This is a genomic window from Amycolatopsis sp. cmx-4-61, assembly GCF_046548775.1.
Lineage (GTDB): Bacteria > Actinomycetota > Actinomycetes > Mycobacteriales > Pseudonocardiaceae > Amycolatopsis.
Map to the genome: position 1 here is coordinate 1 of NZ_JAEBEI010000029.1, position 19,242 is coordinate 19,242.

Below are 19,242 nucleotides of genomic sequence, written 5' to 3' on the forward strand. Positions count from 1 at the left end.
CTCTGGAACCTCGGACTTGATCTTCGCAAATCCAGTCCTACCAGGGGCCCCACGCCTCAACCCCGGTCAACACGCGCACCCGGCCCCAGCCTTACTGAGAAAACCTCAATGTGGCCTTCGGTGCGTCTGACGCACCGAAGGCCGCCTTGGGTGCGTCAGACGCAACCAAGGCCACATTGGGGCGCTCGGGGGCGTTCACCCGGATGGCCGCTCGACGCGCGGTGTGAGGCAGAAGTTCACCCTGGGCCGAGAGTGGCGCGTGGGACGAACCCCCACGGCCGGTTACCGTAAACGGCATGGCTGGGTCGGCGACGAGGAAGAGAAGCACGGGAAGCGGCGCGAAGGGGGCAGCGGCGCGTAAGCCGCGCACACCTGCGAAGCCACGTACGTCGTCCACCCGCAAACCCCCGCCACGCGCCCGGCGCAAGACACCCGGGATCTTCGGCAAGGGGGTCCGCGGCACCTGGAACCTGCTGGCCAAGGGCCTGGGCACGCTCGCCCGCACGGTCGGCCGCACCCGCGAACTCGAGCCGGAACACCGCCGCGACGGGCTCGCGCTCGGCCTGATCGCCCTGGCCATCGTCGCCGCCGTCGGCGTCTGGTGGCGGGCCGCCGGGCCCATCGGCGCCGGCGTCGAGATCGCCACCCGGACCGTGCTCGGGGCCGGGGCCGTCACGCTGCCGCTGGTGCTGGTCGTCGTCGCCGTCGCGCTGATGCGGTCCGAGCCGCACCCGGAGACGCGGCCGCGGATGGTCGTCGGGACGATCATGGTCGTCCTGTCCGTGCTCGGGATGCTGCACATCTTCACCGCGCTGCCGGAGACGAACGACGGCCGGATGTACGCCGGCGGCATCGTCGGCGCCTTCTCCGGCGGCCTGCTCACCATGGGCGTCACCACCTGGGTCGCCGTGCCGCTGCTGATCCTCGCGCTGTTCTTCGGCGTGCTCGTGTTCACCGGCACGCCGGTCCGCGAGATCCCGCACCGGCTGCGGAACTGGGGCCTCGACGAAGAGGAGATCGCCGAAGCCGAAGGGCAGCGGCCGGGCTTCGCCACCGACGAAGAGAAGGTCACCGACGCCGACCCGAAGGGCGCGCGGCTGCGCAAGCCGTCGCGCCGCCGTCAGTCGAGCGAGGCCCCGCCCGAGCAGCTGGACATCGACGCGATGCTCGCCGAGGCGCCGACGCCGATCAAGCCGCCCAAGGCCCTGCCCAAGCCGCCGCCGGCCGACGTGCCCGAGAAGAAGCCGAAGAAGGCCCCGGAGCCGCCGCTGGCCGTCACGCGGACCGTCGAGGGCGACTACCAGCTCCCGCCGCCCGACCTGCTGAAGCTCGGCGACGCGCCGAAGTCGCGCAGCAAGGCCAACGACGCCATGATCGAGGCGATCACCGGCGTGCTGGAGCAGTTCAACGTCGACGCGCAGGTCACCGGCTTCACCCGCGGCCCCACGGTCACCCGCTACGAGGTCGAGCTCGGCCCGGGGGTGAAGGTCGAGAAGATCACCGCGCTGACGAAGAACATCGCCTACGCGGTGGCCACCGACAACGTCCGCCTGCTGGCGCCGATCCCGGGCAAGTCCGCGGTCGGCATCGAGGTGCCGAACTCCGACCGCGAGATGGTCCGCCTGGGTGACGTCCTGCGGGCGCCGTCCACGGTCAAGGACAACCACCCGATGGTGATCGGCCTCGGCAAGGACATCGAGGGCCACTTCGTCACCGCGAACCTGACGAAGATGCCGCACCTGCTGGTCGCGGGTTCGACCGGGTCCGGTAAGTCGAGTTTCGTCAACTCGATGCTGGTGTCGCTGCTGGCACGCTCGACGCCGGACGAGTGCCGGATGATCCTGATCGACCCGAAGATGGTCGAGCTGACGCCGTACGAGGGCATCCCGCACCTCATCACGCCCATCATCACCCAGCCGAAGAAGGCGGCGGCCGCGCTGGCCTGGCTGGTGGAGGAGATGGAGCAGCGCTACCAGGACATGCAGGTCAACAAGGTCCGGCACATCGACGACTACAACAAGAAGGTGCGCTCGGGGGAGATCACCGCGCCGCCGGGGTCGGAGCGCGAGTACCGGCCGTACCCGTACATCATGGCCATCGTCGACGAGCTGGCCGACCTGATGATGACCGCCCCGCGCGACGTCGAGGACGCGATCGTCCGCATCACCCAGAAGGCGCGCGCGGCGGGCATCCACCTGGTCCTGGCCACGCAGCGGCCGTCGGTCGACGTCGTCACCGGCCTGATCAAGACGAACGTGCCCTCGCGGCTGGCGTTCGCGACGTCGTCGCTGACCGACTCGCGGGTCATCCTCGACCAGCCGGGCGCGGAGAAGCTGATCGGCATGGGCGACGCGCTCTACCTGCCGATGGGCGCCGGGAAGCCGGTCCGCATCCAGGGCGCGTTCGTCGGCGACGAAGAGATCGCCGCGGTCGTCAACTACGCCAAGGAACAGGCGCAGCCGGACTACCAGGACGGCGTGACGGCGCAGAAGGCGGGCGAGAAGAAGGAGATCGACCCGGACATCGGCGACGACCTCGACGTCCTGCTGCAGGCGGCGGAGCTGATCGTGACGTCCCAGTTCGGTTCGACGTCGATGCTGCAGCGCAAGCTGCGCGTCGGGTTCGCCAAGGCGGGCCGGCTGATGGACCTGCTGGAAAGCCGCGGGGTGGTGGGCCCGTCGGAGGGCTCGAAGGCCCGTGACGTGCTGATCAAGCCGGAGGAACTGGAGTCGGTCCTGTTCATGATCCGCGGCGGCGGCCCGGTGGACGCCGACGCCGGCGACGACGAGGAGTAGCGGTGCAACCCGTGCTCGCCCGGTTCCGTCCTGAGCACGTGGACCTACCGCGATTCCTCGCCGGACTGTTCGCCTTCGCCGTCGTCACGGTGGGGGCCGGGAGCTCGATCGCCGCCGCTCCGGCTCCGCCGGCCGCGGCGTCGCCGGCCGTGAGCGTCGCGGCCGGGCAGGACGTCACCCTGCGGCTCGGGCAGGAGGCCGCCGTGCAGGGGAAGGACCTGACGGTGCGCTACACGCGGGTGGTGGCCGACTCGCGGTGCCGGCCCGGCATGCAGTGCTTCTGGCAGGGGGAGGCCACGCTGGTGTTCCTGCTGAAGGAGCCCGGCCACGGCGAAAGCACCACGGCCGAGCTCCACAGCGGCCCGCGCACCGGCCCCCGGGCGACGACGTTCGCCGGGAGCCGGATCGAGCTCGTGTCGGTCAGCGAGGACGCCGGGGAGGCGACCGTCCGGATCAGCTGAGCGGCGTGCCCCACTGGTCGAGGTAGGCGACCTCGGACAGCGGGGTGCGCGCGGCGGGCTTGAAGTCCGGCACCGTCGTGTACGCCACCGGCAGCAGCCCGGCCTGCGTGTGGCCCTCCGGGATGCCGAGGATCTCCGCCGCCTCCGCCTCGCGGGAGAGGTGGTAGGTCGTCAGCGTCGAACCCAGCCCGCGCGAGCGCAGGGCCAGCTGGAAGTTCCAGACCGCCGGGAAGATCCCGCCGTAGAACGCCGCGTCGACCGCGTTGTCCCCGGCCGGGCGCCCCCGCAGGACCGGGATCACGAACACCGGGACGCGCTCGATCACGTCGATCAGGTGCCGGCCGGAGGCCAGCGCCCGCGGTTCGGCGCGCTGCGCCCGTTCCGCGAGGTAGGCCTGGCCCACCTCGCGGAACAGCACGCCGAGCCGGTCTTTCACGCCTTGGTCGCGCACGACCAGCCAGCGCCACGCCTGGACGTTGCCCGGTGTCGGCGCCTGCAGCGCCAGGTTCAGGCACTCCTCGAGGACTTCCGGCTCGACCGGCCGGTCGAGGTCCAGCTTGCGGCGCACCGCGCGGGTCGTGCTGAGCAGGTGATCGATCTCCATGATCACCATCCTGGCCCGGCCCGGGCCGCCACGTCAGCCGCCGAACTTGCGGACCGCCTGGTAGTACGTCCACGCCGCGCCCTTGCACGCGATGTTCGACCCGCAGACGCTCTTCAGATCCGAATACAGGTTGTCGTCGATCTTCAGCCGGTTCGCCGGGGTGAACCGGCCCTGCTTCTTGTAGTTGCGGTAGCCGAAGTCGTGCCGGTGGCAGCCGGGGAGGAACTGCCAGCCGAACGGCGTGTCCGGCGACCAGGAACAGCCGTCCGACGACCAGTCGAGCTGGCCGCTGTAGGGCGCGGAGTTCCGGATCGTCTCGAAGTTCGAAAGGGAGGTGCTGAAGAGGTACTGGTCGGTGACCGTCGGGATGTCGACGGCCGCCGCGGTGCCGGTGCCCAGCAGGGCGCCCGCGCCGACAGAAACGGCCACCGTCACGGTGGCCCCCAGGTTCCGCAGTGTCGTGCGCATTCGGTGTTTTCCTTGCCGATCGGTGGACAAGTGCCGCGATCAGCTTCGGGCAGGGCAGTGGTGCGCGTCACCGCCCGAAAGGAGGTTTTCACTCAGAGTTCGAGCAGCATCCGCGAATTCCCGAGGGTGTTCGGCTTGACGTAGGGCAGGTCCAGGAACTCGGCGACGCCGGTGTCGTGCGAGCGCCGCATCTCCTCGTACACCTCCTGCGACACCGGGGTGCCGTCGATCTCGACGAACCCGTGCCCGGCGAAGAAGCTGGTCTCGAACGTCAACACGAAGAGCCGCCTGAGACCCAGCTCACGCGCCTCGTCGACCAGCCGGGCGACCAGCACCCGCCCCACCCCCTGGCCGCGGACGGCCTTGTCGACCACGACGGTGCGCAGCTCGGCGATGTCCTCCCAGAGGACGTGCAGCGCGGCCGCGCCGACCACCTCGTCACCCACTTCGGCGACCCAAAACTCCTGGACCGCCTCGTACAGCGTGACCAGGTCCTTCTCCAGCAGGACGCGGCCCGCGTCCGAGTCGACCAGGGCCTTGATCTTGCGGACGTCGGCGATCCGGGCGCGGCGGACGGTCGGGCGGGGCGAGTCGGACGGCACGAGCGTCAACCCTGCCACATCGCCCCGTGCGGGCGGATGTCACGACCGGGCTACGCCGTCGTCGGGCCGCCCGGGACCGGCGGCTACCCTAAACGTCGTGCCTTCCCCTGCCGCGGACCCAGCTGCCACCCGACGCGTCTCCCTGCTGACCCTGGGCTGCGCCCGCAACGAGGTCGACTCGGAGGAGCTCGCGGGCCGGCTCGCGGCCGGCGGCTGGGAGCTGGCGGCCGACCCCGAGGACTCCGACGTCGTGGTGGTCAACACCTGCGGCTTCGTCGAGTCGGCCAAGAAGGACTCCGTCGACACGCTGCTCGCCGCGTCCGACACGGGCAAGAAGGTCGTCGCCGTCGGCTGCATGGCCGAGCGCTACGGGCACGAGCTCGCCGACAGCCTCCCGGAGGCCGACGCGGTGCTCGGCTTCGACCACTACGCCGCGCTTTCCGACCGCCTCGACGACGTCGTCGCCGGCCGCAAGATCGCTTCGCACACGCCGGGCGACCGCCGCAAGCTGCTGCCGATCAGCCCGGTCGAGCGGCCCGCCGCCGCGGAGACGGTCGAGGTCCCCGGCCACGGCTGGGGCCCGCGGGTGCTGCGCACGCGTCTCGACGATTCCCCGGTGGCGGCCCTGAAGATCGCTTCCGGGTGCGACCGGCGCTGCTCGTTCTGCGCGATCCCGTCGTTCCGCGGCTCGTTCGTCTCGCGGCAGCCGGACGAGATCGTCGCCGAGGCGCTGTGGCTGGCCGAGCACGGCGTCAAGGAGCTGTTCCTGGTCAGCGAGAACTCGACGTCCTACGGCAAGGACTTCGGCCGCGACGGCGCCACCGCGCTGGAGCGGCTCCTGCCGCGGCTGGCCGGGATCGACGGCATCGAGCGCGTCCGCGTCTCCTACCTGCAGCCCGCCGAGACGCGCCCGCAGCTGGTCAAGGCGATCGCGACCACGCCGGGCGTCGCCGAGTACTTCGACCTGTCGTTCCAGCACTCCAGCGAGCAGGTGCTGCGCCGGATGCGCCGGTTCGGCTCCACGGACTCGTTCCTGGCGCTGTGCGAGCAGATCCGCGAGTACGCGCCCGAGGCGGGCATCCGGACCAACGTCATCGTCGGCTTCCCCGGCGAGACCGAGCACGACCTGAGCGAGCTGGAGCGGTTCCTCACGGGCGCCCGCCTGGACGCCGTGGGGGTCTTCGGCTACTCCGACGAGGACGGCACCGAAGCCGAGAGCTTCGACGGCAAGCTCGACCCCGAAGAGGTGGCCAAGCGCGTCACGCGGATCTCCACGCTGGTCGAGGAGCTGACCGCGCAGCGCGCCGAGGACCGGATCGGCACCTTCGTCGACGTCCTGGTGGAGCTGGACGACGACGGCGAGCTCACCGGCCGCGCCGCGCACCAGGCCCCGGAGGTCGACGGCGAGTGCGTCATCCTGGACGCGCCGGAAAAGGTGCAGGTTGGTGACTTCCTGCGGTGCGAGGTCGTCGACTCGGCGGGCGTGGACCTGATCGTCCGCGCGGTACCGGACGCCGACCGGTGAGTGCGCTCCCCAGCGACGCCGCCGACGAGGGCCTCACCCACGAAGCCGCCGCCGGAGTCCCGGCGCCGACCCCGGTCCCGACGCTGAACGTCGCGAACCTGCTGACGCTGTCGCGCCTGGTCCTGGTGCCGCTGTTCGTCGTCGCCCTGTTCGTCGGCGACGGCCAGGACAACACCTGGCGCGCGATCGCGACCGGGTTGTTCGCGATCGCCTCGGCCACCGACCAGCTGGACGGCTGGGTGGCCCGCAAGTACGGCCTGATCACCGACTTCGGCAAGATCGCTGACCCGATCGCGGACAAGGCGCTCACCGGCGCGGCGCTGGTCGGGCTGAGCGTGCTCGGCGAGCTCGGCTGGTGGGTCACGATCGTCATCGCGGTCCGCGAAATCGGCGTCACGCTGCTGCGGTTCTGGGTGATCCGGCACGGCGTGATCCCGGCCAGCCGGGGCGGGAAGGCCAAGACGCTGGCCCAGATCGCGGCGATCGTCGCGTACCTGCTGCCGCTGCCGGCCGGGGCCGACCCGGTGCGGTGGGCGTTGATGGGGCTGGCGCTCGTGCTGACCGTCGTGACCGGCGTGGACTACCTCGTGCGCGCGGTGCGGCTGCGGGCCGCCGGGCGCCGGGTCACGGGAGCTTGAGGTGACCGCCGCCGGCCCCGACGGGCAGGCCGCCGCCCTGATCGGGGCGCTGACCGCGCGGTCCGAGACCGTCGCCGCCGCCGAATCGCTGACCGCCGGGCTCGTCTGCGCCACCCTCGCCCGCGTCCCCGGCGCGAGCGCCGCCCTCCGCGGCGGCTTCGTCGTCTACGCGACCGAACTCAAGCACCGCCTCGCCGGCGTCGACGCCCGCCTGCTGGCCGAGCACGGCGCCGTGCACCCCGAGGTGGCCGCGCAGCTGGCCGAGGGCGCGCGCGACCGCTGCGGGGCCACCTGGGGCCTCGGGCTGACCGGCGTCGCCGGTCCTGCCGCGCAGGACGGCGTCGACCCGGGTACCGTGCACGTCGGGCTGGCCGGGCCGGGAACACGCACAGTCCGGACCCTGGCCCTGACCGGCGATCGCGACTTGATCAGGACCGAGTCGGTCTTGGCCGCGTTTGCCCTGCTCGGGGAACATCTGGCGTGAAACACGCGTTCGCCCTTGGCGTACGTGCACACCAACTCCTGCGCCCGGGGCGCCGCTCTGGGTAACGTAGGGGGTACTTGTTCGGAAGGGAGGCGCGTGATGACCGTGCTGTTGCGTGAGGCGATCGGTGATCGGCTCCGTCATGCCCGCACCAACCAGCGTCGTACGCTGCGCGACATCTCCCGCGCCGCCAGGGTCAGCCTCGGCTACCTCTCGGAGGTGGAACGGGGTCAGAAGGAGGCGTCGAGCGAACTGCTCGCGTCCATCTGCCAGGCCCTGGACCTTCCGCTCGGCGAACTGCTGCACAACGTGGCAGCGGACGTTTCGGCCCTCGACCACGTCGAGGTCCCACCGGTCGACGAGCGGATCGTGGAAGGCGCGCCCCGGGAGAAGCGGGGCGCCGAGGCCTCGGCGGCCGGCATCGAAGGCGGCCGCCTGATGTCCGAGCTGATCGGGAACGACCTCGCCGACCTGCGGGTTTCCCCGGCGCCGCGGATGAACACGACATTGCGGACGACGATCGGCCAGCCCAAGCTGGCCTCCACCATCGCTGCGTGATCCGACGCGCGGGAGGGCCGGCTCACCCGGCCCGCCCGCCACGTTTCCGCCGAGAGCCCCGGGCAACCCGCCCGGGGCTCGCCGCGTTGTCTACGGGTAGTGATCAGGGGGATCCCTGAATTCGGCCGGGTCGCCTGGAATGGACGTGGCCGACCTGACACGATGGAACCCGACGCCGGGGTCGGTGCGTTGCTAGTGCAGGGGAGCGACGCCCCACCACCCCGAGCACCAAGGCCCGTGGGACGCAAGAAGGCAGGCGGAGGAGATGGCCAACCCGTTCGTGAAGTTCTGGAAGTACATGATGGCGGCGTTCTCGTCGAAGATCGACGAGCACGCCGACCCGAAGGTACAGATCCAGCAGGCCATCGAGGAGGCGCAGCGCAACCACCAGGCGCTGACGCAGCAGGCCGCCTCCGTGATCGGCAACCAGCGGCAGCTGGAGATGAAGCTCAACCGGCAGCTCGGCGAGGTCGAGAAGCTGCAGGCCTCGACCCGGCAGGCGCTGGTCCTCGCCGACGAGGCGCGCGCCAAGGGCGACGAGCAGAAGGCCACCGAGTTCGAGAACGCCGCGGAGAGCTTCGCGACGCAGCTCGTCACGGCCGAGCAGAGCATCGAGGACCTGAAGACGCTGCACGACCAGTCGCTGCAGGCCGCGGCCCAGGCCAAGAAGGCCGTGGAGCGCAACTCGCAGATGCTGCAGCAGAAGCTGGCCGAGCGCACGAAGCTGCTCTCGCAGCTGGAGCAGGCGAAGATGCAGGAGCAGGTCTCCGCTTCGCTGAACCAGATGAGCCAGCTGGCCGCGCCGGGCAACACGCCGTCGCTGGAAGAGGTCCGCGACAAGATCGAGAAGCGCTACACCACGGCGCTGGGCTCGGCGGAGCTCGCCCAGAACTCCGTCCAGGGGCGCATGATGGAGGTCCAGGCCTCCACCACGCAGCTGGCCGGCCAGTCGCGGCTGCAGCAGATCCGCGCGTCGATGCACGGTGACTCGGTCGCCCAGGTGACCGACGGTGGCGCGGCCCAGAAGCCGGCGAGCAGCTCGGCCGACATCCAGCGTGAGATCCAGGCGCGCGTGCAGGCCGAGCAGGGCAAGAACCCGGCCTGACCGGGCGATCCGTTCGAAGGGGGCGAGCACCATGGCGCAGCAGGGCAGGCGGCGTGACTTCGGCGAGCTGAGCGCGAAGCTGGAGAAGCACATCGAGAAGCTGCCCGACTACGCCGTGCGCGCCCAGGAGAAGCTCCAGAAGGTGCAGAAGTACTTCCCGCCGGCCGAGCCACAGGCCGGCGGGAAGTACGCCCGCCCCAACCCGCTGCAACGGCCGCCGGTGCGGCGGCCCGACCTGACGGCCGCGACCTGGTCGTCGGTGGCGAACCAGGTCCCGGCGTTCGCCGAGGCCCGCGCCAAGTGGGACCGCTGGAACCACCCGGCCGCGAAGCTGGAACGCCGCAAGCGCCGGACGTCTCGCGCGCTGACGCTGTGGATCCTCCTGACGATCCTGTGCGGCGTCCTGACCCTGGCCGCCGGCATGGGCTGGCTCAGCGCCGCGGCGACGCCGATGATGCCGCAGGCGATCGCCGCGTTCGCCGGGGCCGTCGTGTTCGGCACGTTCAGCGTCCGCTCCGGCGTGAAGCTGCGCGAACTCAAGCGCACCCCGATCCCCGCGGCGCCCGCCGGCCCGCCGCCACTGCCGCCCGCCCGCTCGGCCGCCCGCGAGCCGATGGAGCGGCTCGCCGAGTGCGAGGCCTCGCTGACGGAGCTGCTGCGCCAGCTTTCGGTGCCGTCCCCGCTGGGCACGCCCCCGGTCTCGGAGATCTCGGTCGCCGACGCCCGCCAGACGGCCACGGAGGCAGCGGCCGCACTGCGCGGCCTGGCGGCCCGCATCCACGCGATCGAGCGCGGCCGCGACTCCGCACCCGCCCGCGAGAAGGCGGCCCTGGACGCCGCGGTGGCCAAGCTCCGCGAACAGCTCGACGACGGCCTCGAGGGCTACCGCGGCCTGGTGGCCGCGGCCGGCCACACGGTCGCCGCCTCCAGCGACGGCCTGGTGACGTCCAAGCAGGCCCTCACCGACGCCACCGACCGCCTGGCCGGCCTCGCCATGGCCCTCCGCGAACTCTCCTGACCCGTGATCCGCAGGTCGACACGCGTGATTGCGGAGCCGACACGCGTGATTGAAGGGTCGACACGGCCAACCGACTCCCTCTGATCACGCGTGTCGACCTTCTGATCACGCGTGTCGACCCTCCCGTCACGTGAGTTCCAGCCTCAATCACGCCGGTTCCGGCTTCAAGCACGCGAGTTTCGGGGTCGATCACGCGAATTCGGGGCTCGCTGGGCCATTCGGATGTCGGACTCGGCCGTTCGAGGGCGGCCGGATGGGCGATCCGGGTCTTCGTCACCCGGCGTGCGTGATCGTGCGTTTCACCCCGGCGTCGCGCCCTGTTCACCTTCCGGTGCCGAAACCCGCGCGTAATCGGAAACTGATGGCTACGGAAACGTCCGCGACCTAACGTTTCTGTCATGCATGCCGAGGTGTCACTCGCCGGGAGGCCCGCCGTGGACTGAGGTTCGCCGGCGCCGACCGTACACAGTGGACTTTCTCGACCGCCGAGGAAAGGACGCCCCGTGAACACGCTCCCGCCGGACCCGGACCCCGTGCCGATCACCCCGCCCACCGCCTCCCAGCGCGTCATCGCGGCCTTCGAACGCCTCACCGAGGCCGGCCGCCCCGAACTCTGGACCACCCTCCGCGCCGTCGAAGACGTCCTCGTCGACGCCAAGGCCGTCGACGCCCGCGTCCAGGCCGGGGAATCCCTCCCGCTGGCCGGCACGGTCATCGCCGTGCAGGACCTGATCGACGTCGCCGGGCAGCCGTCCGGCCACGGCGTCCCGGAGACCAGCGCGGCGGTCGTCACCCGGCTCACCGCCGCCGGCGCCGTCGTGCTCGGCAAGACCGGTGCCGCCCCGGTCTCCGCCGCCTGGGACCGCACCCGGGTGGGCGGCAACGGCGCCGCGGTCGCCGTCGCCCTCGGCGTCGTCGACCTGGCCCTGAGCACCGGCGGCGCGGTCCCGGCCGCGCTGAACGCCGTCGCCGCGGTGAAGCCGACGCGAGGCTTGCTGCCCGACGACGTCTCCGTGTACGCGAACGGCCTGGTCCCCGCGCACCGCGCCCTCGCCGTGATGACCGGCGGCGACCGCTCCTGGCCCGCCGACGTCCGCCTCGGCGCGGGCGAGCACCCCCGCATCGCCTACCCCGACGACCTGCCCCTCGGCGAGGCCGCGAGCCTCGCGCTCAAGACCGTCGTCGCGCGGCTGACCGCGGCCGGGGCCGTGCTCACCCCGGTCTCCGAACCGGCGCTCGACGGCTTCGACGCCCTGGTCATGCCGACCGTGCCGGAGCACCCGGAGATCGCCGACGCGCTGGCCGACCCGGCCGGTGTCGGCCACCGCCTGGCCGCCTGCACCGCCTTCGCGAACCTCCTCGACGTCGCCGCGGTGACCGTCCCGGTGCTGCCGGGCGACCGCCGCCCGTTCGGCGCCACCTTCCTGGCCCGCGCGTTCGAAGACCAGATCGCCCTCGACCTGGCGGCCGTCTGCACGGACGAGCCGATGACGCCCTACCCGGAGCCGGGCGAGGACGTCGTCGTGTTCGGCGCGCACCTGCGCGGTCAGCCGCTCAACGCCGACCTCACCGCCCTCGGCGCCCGCTTCGCCGGGCCGGTCCGGACCACCGAGGCCTACCGGATGGTGCTCCTGGACACCGAACCGCCGCAGCCGGGCGTCCTCGAGGGCGGCACGAGCCTCGACGGCGAGCGCTGGCGGCTGTCCCCGGCCGCGTTCGAGCGCTTCGCCGCGACGCTGAAAGAGCCGTTCGTGCTCGACCGCGTCGTCCTGGACGACGGCAGCGCGCCCCTGGCCGTCCGGTGCCTGACGGCGGAAGGCCCTGACCTGGACCGCTACGAATCCTGGCGCGGCTACGTGCGCTTCGCGTCTACCGCCGGGCCGCGAGACCCCGGCTGACGCGACGCACCAGGCCGGGCCCGTGCAGCGCGAAGCCCGTGTAGAGCTGCACGAGCGACGCACCGGCGTCGACGAGCCGGATCGCGTCGTCGGGGCCCATGATGCCGCCGACGCCGATGATCGGCAGGTTCCCGCCGGTGTGGTCGTGCACGAACCGCGCGACCTCGGCCGCGCGGGTGGTCAGCGGCCGGCCGGACAGTCCTCCCGCCTGTCCGGCCAGGCCGCTTTCCGCGGGCGCGATGCCCTCGCGCGCCAATGTCGTGTTGGTGGCGATGATTCCGGCGACGCCGTGGTCGAGCGCGACCTCCAGCAGCTCGGCCAGCGCGTCGTCGGTCAGGTCGGGCGCGACCTTCACCAGTACCGGCGTCGGCGCACCGCCACCGGCGAGTTCGAGCGACGTCGAACGCAGCTCGCCGAGCAGTTCGGCGAGCGCGGTGCGGTCCTGCAGCCGGCGCAGGCCCGGCGTGTTCGGCGAGCTGACGTTGATCGCGAAGTAGTCCGCGTACGGGTGGAGCGCACGCAGCGAGAACCGGTAGTCCTCGACGGCGTCTTCGAGCGGCGTCACCTTCGACTTGCCGATGCTGATCCCCAGCGGGACGCCCGGTTTCCCGTCGCGGGCGAGCTTCGCCGCGAGCGCTTCCGCGCCGTCGTTGTTGAAGCCCATGCGGTTGATCACCGCGTCACTGGCGGGCAGGCTGAACAGCCGCGGCTTCGGGTTGCCCGGCTGCGCCAGCCGCGTCACCGTGCCGACCTCGACGAACCCGAAGCCCAGCGCGGCCCACGCGGGCAGCGCGCGGCCGTTCTTGTCCATCCCGGCGGCGAGGCCGACGCGGTTGGGGAACCGCAGGCCCAGCACGCTCACGGGGTCGTCCACGCGGAGAACGCCACGGGGGGCGAGTTTGCCGAGCCGCGCGAGGACGGCGATCGTGCGCTCGTGCACCAGCTCGGGGTCGTGGTAGGACAGCCGGTACAGCGCCGGGCGGACGATCTTGTCGAAGAACACGCGTCCATGCTGCCAAATCGCCCGGCAGGTGCGACTCGGGCGTCACTTCCGCGTGAAGGCGATCACCCTCGCCCGGAGGACCTTCGAGGTCGCGCTCGAGGCTCTTCAGCCGAGGCCGCGGGTGGAGACGCTAGTCGCGGTCCTTCCACTCGTCCTCGAGCATCGCGTAGATCAGCTCGTCGGTCCACTCGCCCTTGACGATCTCGTTCTCCCGGAGATGCGCTTCGCGCCGCATGCCGAGGCGCTCCATCAGCGCGGCGGACGCGGTGTTGCGGCCGTCGCAGCGGCCGATGATGCGGTGCAGTCCCAAATCCTCGAAACCGAGCCGCAGCAGTTCCGTGGTCGCCTCGGCGGCCAGGCCCTTGCCGTGGTGGTCGGGGTGGAAGACGAACCCGATTTCGCCCTGGCGGTGCTCGCTGCTCAGCCACTCGAGGTTCAGGTCGCCGATCAGCTGCCCGGTCGCGGCCAGCTCGACCGCCACGGCCAGGAACTGGCCTTCCTTCGTCAGCGTCGAACTGTGCACCCGCTTGGCGAGCGCCGCGGCCGACTCGGCGCGGCTGCGCGGACCCCAGTACAGGTAGCGGGCGACGTCGGCGCGGGACTGGAAGGAGTTCAGCGCGTCGAGGTCCTCGGACCGGAACGGGCGCAGGATCAGCCGGGCCGTGGTGATCGGGTAGTCGGGCCTGAGCATGCGTCCAGGCTAGCGAGGATCAGCCGTCCGGGGGACAGAACACCGAAATGCTGATCGCCGGACGGTCGTCCCGCTACGCCGGGTGGCACGACCTGCCCAAATGAGCGCTGTATCGATCGCCACCAATCCGATCACCGCCACGGCCGAACGCTTTCGTACCAACGGTGACGTGCCGCTCGGAGGGCGGTCTACTTTTGGTCGGATTGATGACGGAGGGACCCCCGGGGTGGCTCTCAAGCGCCGTCAAACGCCTGAGCCCGAGCCGGACTGGTGCTCGGAAACCCCGGGGGCACGGTGACTGCCTGGTATTCGCTATCAGGCACCACGTGAAGCAGGCGATGAGCCGAAGGTGGCTCGGTTGTATCGCTGCTCAAAGTCCTCCACGTGCCATCCGCTAGCGGACAGCCACCTCACGAGTCCTGTTGGAATACAACTTAGGACCACCTCCTTTCTCGTGTACTGCCACGCTAGGTGAAGTCCGCGGTGCCGTGCAACGTCATTTCTGTGATCTCGGCCCGCAGGACGGCTGTTCGCGCAGCGCGAACGCGAGCGTCTCCCTGCCCGGCCTACTGCGCCGGGTACGGGCCGGCCTGGTCCTTCGGGCAGAACCACGTCGGCCGCCGCTGGACGTCGTGGCCCTGCGTGCGGACCAGGAGCTTGCCGCCGCAGCGGAAGCAGCCCTGGCGGGTGCGCTCGTACACCCAGTTCTTGCGGTTGCGGTCGAGGTGGCCGGTGGTGCTCTGGTCGAAGCGGCCCGCGAGGGCGTTGGCCAGCAGCAGCTTGCGGGCCAGCGCGACCGTCGTCCCGGCGTCCACTTCGGACACCGGAGTCCACGGCGTCACGCCGAGCAGGAAAGCGATTTCGCACTTGTACAGGTTGCCGACGCCCGCCAGCACGCGCTGGTCGAGCAGGGCGAGGCCGAGCTCGCGGGCCGGGTCGGCGGTCAGGTTCGCGACCGCCCGCTCCCGGTGCTCGTCCGTCCACTTCGGATCCAGCAGGTCCGGTCCGAGGTGGGCGACGAGGTCGTGTTCCTTGGTCGTGGCCACGAGTTTCAGGTCGTGGACGCGGAAGCCGATCACCTGGACGTCGGCCGCGGTGAAGATCACGCGGGCGTGGTGGCCGGGACGCCGCCACTTCGCGCCGGCCGGGTAGACGTCCCACATCCCGTCCATCAGCAGGTGCGAATGCAGCGTCAGGTCGCCGGAGAACCGGGTGAACAGGTGCTTGCCCACCGTGCCGACCCCGAGCACCTCGCGGCCGGAGAGGTCCACAGTGGCCAGTTGCGGTACGCGGAATTCGCCGCGCAGCAACGTCTTCCCGGTCATCGCCTTGGCGAAGCGCCGGGCGACCAGGAAGACGGTGTCACCTTCGGGCACGGCTCACCCCGCGGATTCGGACACCTCGGCCGGTGCCTCGGGGGTCTCCGGGGCCGGGCCTTCGGGCCAGTCCGGGCCCTCGGCCTCCTCGCCGGCCACGCGGTGCCGCCCCGCCCGGTTGGAGCGGAGGATCTTCGCCAGGACCATGTTGAACGTCAGGGCGATCTCCTGGGCGCCCGGCGAGTGCCACTCGTGGATCGGGCTGCACGCGCCCTGGGCCTGCTGCACCGCGAGCCGGTCGGTGATCGCCGTCGGCATCACCAGCGAGCCGAAGTTCTCGCGCAGCTCGGCGATCCGGAACTGGTGCTCGTAGGAGCGCACGCGCAGCTTGTTCACCAGGACGCCGATCGGGCGCAGCTCCGGGTTGAGCTCCTTGCGGATCTTCTCGATCGCTTCCAGGGCCCGTGCCGCGCCGGCGACCGCGTACATCGTGGGCTCGGTCACGATCAGCGCGCTGTCCGCGGCGACCAGCGCCGACTTCGTCAGACGGCCCAGTGACGGCGGGCAGTCGAGGATCACCAGCTCGTACGGGGTTTCGCGCAGTGGTGTGCGGTGGAGTTCGTCCAGCGCGCGCGAAAAGTTCGCCAGGCGCTCGCTGTCGGCGTCCGGGTCGTTGAGCAGCTCCAGCTCCTCCGAGCCGACGAGGACGTCGACGTCCTCGCTCCAGACGCTCGGCGCGATCGCGCGCTCGAGCATCTCGCGGGTGGGGGTCTCGAGCACGTCCGCGAGGGTGGCGTCGGTCAACGGCGGGTCGAGCGAGGTGGTGGCGTTGCCCTGCGGGTCGAGGTCGACCACCAGCGTCCGCGTGCCCCTACGCAAGGCGGCGGACGCGATACCGAGAGCGACCGTCGTCTTGCCGACGCCTCCCTTGAGGCTGAGTACGGCGACCGTGTGCACGAAGACCAGCCTACGGGTGCGCGCGGGAGGCGCCGCCGGGCAAGGGCCGTTCACTCGAAGGGAGGAGCTCGGGGGGCGGGCCGGGGCGGGCACTACCCTGTGCGACATGAAGACGGAGACCGTGGCCGCCCGGGGTTCGGGCGCCGTCCGCCGGGTGCTCGAGGCCGAGATCCAGGCCGCCCGCGCCCGGGGTGCCGAGCACCCCCGCGTCGTCGACGTGGGCGGCGGCAGCGGCGGCTGGGCGGTGCCGTTCGCGGCGGCGGGCTGCCGGGTGACGGTCGTCGAGCCGAGCCCCAATGCGCTGGCCACGCTGCAGCGGCGGGCCGAGGAGGAGGGCGTCGCCGAGCTGATCACGGTGGTCGCGGACGACTCCGACGCGCTCGGGCGGTACGTCGAGGCCGGCTCGGCCGACCTGGTGCTGGCGCACGGGCTGCTGGAGATCGTCGACGACCCGGCCGCGGTGCTCACGGCGCTGGCCACGGCGGTCGCGCCCGGTGGCGCGGTGTCGGTGCTGGTCGCGAACCGCCACGCGGCGGTGCTCCACCGCGCGCTCGCGGGCCGCGTCGGCGAGGCCCGGCGCCTGCTGGAGAGCGCGGACGGCATCGTCCCGGGCGACACGGTGCTGCGCCGGTTCTCCACCGAAAGCCTGCGCGCCGGCCTGGAAGCCGCCGGTCTCGAGGTCACGCTGCTGCAGGGTGACCGGGTGATCTCGGACCTGGTACCCGGCGAGGTCCGCGAAGACGAGCTCGCGGAGTTCGAGCGGGCGGCCGCGGGCTCGCCGGTGCTGCGGGACGTCGCGGGCCGGCTGCACGCGGTGGCGCGGCTCGCCTGACCTGCGCCGCCGGAACTGTCGGTGGTGACCGGTAGCGTCCCGGGGTGTGGGGCGAAATGCTGAGCTGCCGGGCGGGATGGGCCGGTTCCGCGTCCGGCCGGGGGAGCCGGTGCCGGACGACACCGGCTGCGGGCTGCTGCACGTCGACATGGACGCGTTCTTCGTGTCGGTCGAGCTGCGGACCCGGCCCGAGCTGGCGGACAAGCCGGTCGTGGTGTCCGGGGGCGGGCCGCGGGCCGTCGTGGCCGCGGCGAACTACCCGGCGCGCAAGTTCGGCGTGCGCTCGGCCATGCCGTTCGCCACGGCGAAGCGGCTGTGCCCGCACCTGATCAACATCCCGCCGACGTCGGGGCTCTACGGCTCGGTCTCCCGCGGGGTGATGGGCATCTTCCGCGAGCTGACCCCGCTGGTCGAACCGCTCAGCCTGGACGAGGCGTTCCTGGACGTCAGCGGGGCGTTGCGGCGGCTGGGCGCGACACCGGCTTCGCTGGGCGCGGAGATCCGCTCGCGGGTCGCGGCCGAGCACGGAATCACCTGCTCGGTGGGGGTGGCGAAGGTCAAGTTCGTCGCGAAGCTCGCCTCGGGGATGGCGAAACCGGACGGCATGGTCGTCGTGCCGGCGGCGGAAACCCTGGCGTTCCTGCACCCGCTGCCGGTGTCGGCGCTGTGGGGCGTCGGTGCGCGGACCGAGGAGCACCTGCGGCGGCTGGGGCTGGCCACGATCGCCGACGTCGCGGCGTTCCCGCCGGAGCGGCTGAAGAAGTCGCTGGGTGTTGCGATGGGCGAGCACCTGTACCGGCTCGCGCACGGCGTGGACGAGCGGTCGGTGGTGGTCGACTCGCCGGAGAAGTCGATCGGGGCCGAGCACACCTTCGACGTCGACCGGCATTCCCGTGCCGAGCTGGGGCTGGAGCTGCTGCGCCTGGCGGAGCGGGTGGGGGCGACGCTGCGGGCGCGGGGCGTGCGGGGCCGGACGGTGTCGATCAAGGTGCGGTTCGCGGACTTCCGCACGATCACCCGGGCCCGCACGCTGGTCTCGGCGACGGACGTGGCGCGGGAGATCCACGCGGTCGCCGTGGCGCTGCTCGCCGAGCACGCCCCGACCGGGGCGGTGCGGCTGATCGGCGTCCGCGTCGAAGGCCTCGACACGGGGGAGGCGGGGGAGCAGCTGGTGTTCGACTCACCGGCACCGCGCTGGCGGGACGCGGAGGTGGCGGCCGACGTCGCGCGGTCGAAGTTCGGCTCCGCGGCGGTGCGGCCGGCGTCGCTCCTGGGGCCGAGGGAGAACGGAGGGTGATCTTCGGCGCGGCGGCGTTCCCCCACAACGGCGGCCAGGCCGCAAAACGGTCACGATCAGCCACGGTGACGGTCCGCAGTGCCGTTCGGGCAGGATTTAGCCCAATTCGATCCCTTCCGGATGCGGGATCGGGTAGTCGTGCGGCCGTAGGCCTCGTATCCTGGACAGTGCCACCCCGCCTGGGGTTGGCTGTTGGGTCCAGGACGTTGCGCGGCCCGGCGCCCGCGACAGCTGTGCCGGAGGAGGAAAGATGCCACTCTCCGAGCATGAGCAGCGGCTGCTCGATCAGATCGAGCGCGAGCTCTATGCCGAGGACCCCAAGTTCGCATCCACGGTGCGTGGCACCCGGTTGCGTCGCCCCGCTCGCCGACGGCGTATTCAGGGCATCGCCCTGTTCGTAGTGGGCGTGGCCCTGCTGGTGCTGGGCGTGGTGGTGCCGCAGTTCCGGGTGGCCGACATCCCGCTGATCAGCGTGCTCGGGTTCCTCGTGATGTTCTTCGGAGTCATGATGGCCGTGACATCGATTCGGCACGGCGCCGACGGTGACGGCAGGGGCGGTGGACCGGGTGCCCGCGGAGGCAAGCCATCGGGCCGCCGCAGTTCCTTCACCCAGAGGATGGAGGAGCGCTTCCGCCAGCGCTTCGAGGAGCAGTAGCGCCGCAAGACGACGAGATCCGCGTCCCGCCTCAAGCGGGACGCGGATCTTCTTGTGTGCTCACCCACTCCGGGCGACGGCTGGTCAGCCGCGGTAACTGTGGGTGACCCCCACACGGGTGATCCCCGGCCTCCCGCGACCCGCTCGGTCCTCGCCCGACGCCCTATTCCGGCCGCCGGGTCGCTCTCGCCCCCTCATCTGCCCGAGCCTCAGACCTCTCGTGGTCGCTCTCGTCCCCTCGCCGCGATCGAGCCCGACGTGATCAGGACCGGAACTCGCGTGATTGGGGAGCCATCATGCGTGATTGGGGAGCCAACACGCGTGATTGGGGAGCC

General features: G+C 71.7%; 19 protein-coding genes. 12 read left to right on the forward strand and 7 right to left on the reverse strand.

Annotation, left to right across the window (positions count from 1 at the left end; translation table 11 throughout):
- Window positions 1-296 precede the first annotated feature (296 nt).
- Window positions 297-2,795: a DNA translocase FtsK gene (locus ACLJOU_RS43095; protein ID WP_410575064.1), complete on the forward strand. Its 2,499-nt coding sequence runs from the start codon at window positions 297-299 to the stop codon at window positions 2,793-2,795.
- A 38-nt stretch (window positions 2,796-2,833) separates the two neighbouring features.
- Complete coding sequence (locus tag ACLJOU_RS43100; RefSeq protein ID WP_410575065.1) at window positions 2,834-3,256, forward strand: hypothetical protein; 423 nt, start codon at window positions 2,834-2,836, stop codon at window positions 3,254-3,256.
- On the opposite strand, the gene ACLJOU_RS43105 is transcribed toward ACLJOU_RS43100, so the two are convergent.
- The 3 genes from ACLJOU_RS43105 to ACLJOU_RS43115 all read right to left on the reverse strand — a co-directional run bounded on the left by ACLJOU_RS43105 (window position 3,249) and on the right by ACLJOU_RS43115 (window position 4,939).
- Window positions 3,249-3,860 (reverse strand): nitroreductase family protein, encoded by a 612-nt coding sequence (locus tag ACLJOU_RS43105; protein ID WP_410575066.1) that lies wholly within the window; start codon window positions 3,858-3,860, stop codon window positions 3,249-3,251. The two genes, ACLJOU_RS43100 and ACLJOU_RS43105, sit on opposite strands and share 8 nt — an antisense overlap.
- A 33-nt stretch (window positions 3,861-3,893) precedes the next feature.
- Complete coding sequence (locus tag ACLJOU_RS43110; RefSeq protein ID WP_410575067.1) at window positions 3,894-4,328, reverse strand: phospholipase; 435 nt, start codon at window positions 4,326-4,328, stop codon at window positions 3,894-3,896.
- 92 nt (window positions 4,329-4,420) lie between these two features.
- Window positions 4,421-4,939 (reverse strand): amino-acid N-acetyltransferase, encoded by a 519-nt coding sequence (locus ACLJOU_RS43115; RefSeq protein WP_410575068.1) that lies wholly within the window; start codon window positions 4,937-4,939, stop codon window positions 4,421-4,423.
- Between the two features lie 88 nt (window positions 4,940-5,027).
- Between ACLJOU_RS43115 and rimO the strand changes: the two genes are divergently transcribed.
- From rimO to ACLJOU_RS43150, 7 genes are all read left to right on the forward strand, one after another.
- On the forward strand, window positions 5,028-6,455 hold the full coding sequence (rimO, locus tag ACLJOU_RS43120; RefSeq protein ID WP_410575069.1) for a 30S ribosomal protein S12 methylthiotransferase RimO: 1,428 nt from the start codon (window positions 5,028-5,030) through the stop codon (window positions 6,453-6,455).
- Window positions 6,452-7,093: a CDP-diacylglycerol--glycerol-3-phosphate 3-phosphatidyltransferase gene (gene pgsA / locus ACLJOU_RS43125; protein ID WP_410575070.1), complete on the forward strand. Its 642-nt coding sequence runs from the start codon at window positions 6,452-6,454 to the stop codon at window positions 7,091-7,093. Before rimO ends, pgsA begins: the two co-directional genes overlap by 4 nt.
- A 1-nt stretch (window position 7,094) precedes the next feature.
- Window positions 7,095-7,577, forward strand: a complete 483-nt coding sequence (locus ACLJOU_RS43130) for a CinA family protein (protein ID WP_410575071.1) — start codon at window positions 7,095-7,097, stop codon at window positions 7,575-7,577.
- A 99-nt stretch (window positions 7,578-7,676) separates the two neighbouring features.
- Window positions 7,677-8,135 (forward strand): helix-turn-helix domain-containing protein, encoded by a 459-nt coding sequence (locus tag ACLJOU_RS43135; protein WP_410575072.1) that lies wholly within the window; start codon window positions 7,677-7,679, stop codon window positions 8,133-8,135.
- 265 nt (window positions 8,136-8,400) lie between these two features.
- Complete coding sequence (locus tag ACLJOU_RS43140; RefSeq protein WP_410575073.1) at window positions 8,401-9,240, forward strand: PspA/IM30 family protein; 840 nt, start codon at window positions 8,401-8,403, stop codon at window positions 9,238-9,240.
- Between the two features lie 31 nt (window positions 9,241-9,271).
- Entirely contained in the window at window positions 9,272-10,258 is a 987-nt protein-coding gene (gene pspM / locus ACLJOU_RS43145; RefSeq protein ID WP_410575074.1) for a phage shock envelope stress response protein PspM, read from the forward strand.
- A 503-nt stretch (window positions 10,259-10,761) separates the two neighbouring features.
- A complete protein-coding gene (locus ACLJOU_RS43150) occupies window positions 10,762-12,156 on the forward strand; it encodes an amidase family protein (RefSeq protein ID WP_410575075.1) in 1,395 nt (464 codons plus the stop codon).
- On the opposite strand, the gene ACLJOU_RS43155 is transcribed toward ACLJOU_RS43150, so the two are convergent.
- The 4 genes from ACLJOU_RS43155 to ACLJOU_RS43170 all read right to left on the reverse strand — a co-directional run bounded on the left by ACLJOU_RS43155 (window position 12,128) and on the right by ACLJOU_RS43170 (window position 16,123).
- A complete protein-coding gene (locus tag ACLJOU_RS43155) occupies window positions 12,128-13,159 on the reverse strand; it encodes a quinone-dependent dihydroorotate dehydrogenase (protein ID WP_410575076.1) in 1,032 nt (343 codons plus the stop codon). The two genes, ACLJOU_RS43150 and ACLJOU_RS43155, sit on opposite strands and share 29 nt — an antisense overlap.
- A gap of 130 nt (window positions 13,160-13,289) precedes the next feature.
- Window positions 13,290-13,850: a GNAT family N-acetyltransferase gene (locus tag ACLJOU_RS43160; protein WP_410575077.1), complete on the reverse strand. Its 561-nt coding sequence runs from the start codon at window positions 13,848-13,850 to the stop codon at window positions 13,290-13,292.
- A 566-nt stretch (window positions 13,851-14,416) separates the two neighbouring features.
- Window positions 14,417-15,226 carry a DNA-formamidopyrimidine glycosylase family protein gene (locus ACLJOU_RS43165; protein WP_410575078.1) on the reverse strand — a complete coding sequence of 270 codons (810 nt, stop codon included), beginning with the start codon at window positions 15,224-15,226 and terminating at the stop codon, window positions 14,417-14,419.
- Window positions 15,227-15,229: 3 nt separating this feature from the next.
- A complete protein-coding gene (locus ACLJOU_RS43170) occupies window positions 15,230-16,123 on the reverse strand; it encodes a ParA family protein (RefSeq protein WP_410575079.1) in 894 nt (297 codons plus the stop codon).
- A 106-nt stretch (window positions 16,124-16,229) separates the two neighbouring features.
- Here ACLJOU_RS43170 and ACLJOU_RS43175 point away from each other — a divergent pair, with 106 nt between their 5' ends.
- The 3 genes from ACLJOU_RS43175 (at window position 16,230) to ACLJOU_RS43185 (ending at window position 18,907) form a co-directional block, all read left to right on the forward strand.
- A complete protein-coding gene (locus tag ACLJOU_RS43175) occupies window positions 16,230-16,955 on the forward strand; it encodes a methyltransferase domain-containing protein (protein WP_410575080.1) in 726 nt (241 codons plus the stop codon).
- A gap of 76 nt (window positions 16,956-17,031) precedes the next feature.
- On the forward strand, window positions 17,032-18,252 hold the full coding sequence (gene dinB / locus ACLJOU_RS43180) for a DNA polymerase IV (protein ID WP_410575130.1): 1,221 nt from the start codon (window positions 17,032-17,034) through the stop codon (window positions 18,250-18,252).
- Between the two features lie 250 nt (window positions 18,253-18,502).
- A complete protein-coding gene (locus ACLJOU_RS43185; protein ID WP_410575081.1) occupies window positions 18,503-18,907 on the forward strand; it encodes a DUF3040 domain-containing protein in 405 nt (134 codons plus the stop codon).
- Window positions 18,908-19,242 lie beyond the last annotated feature (335 nt).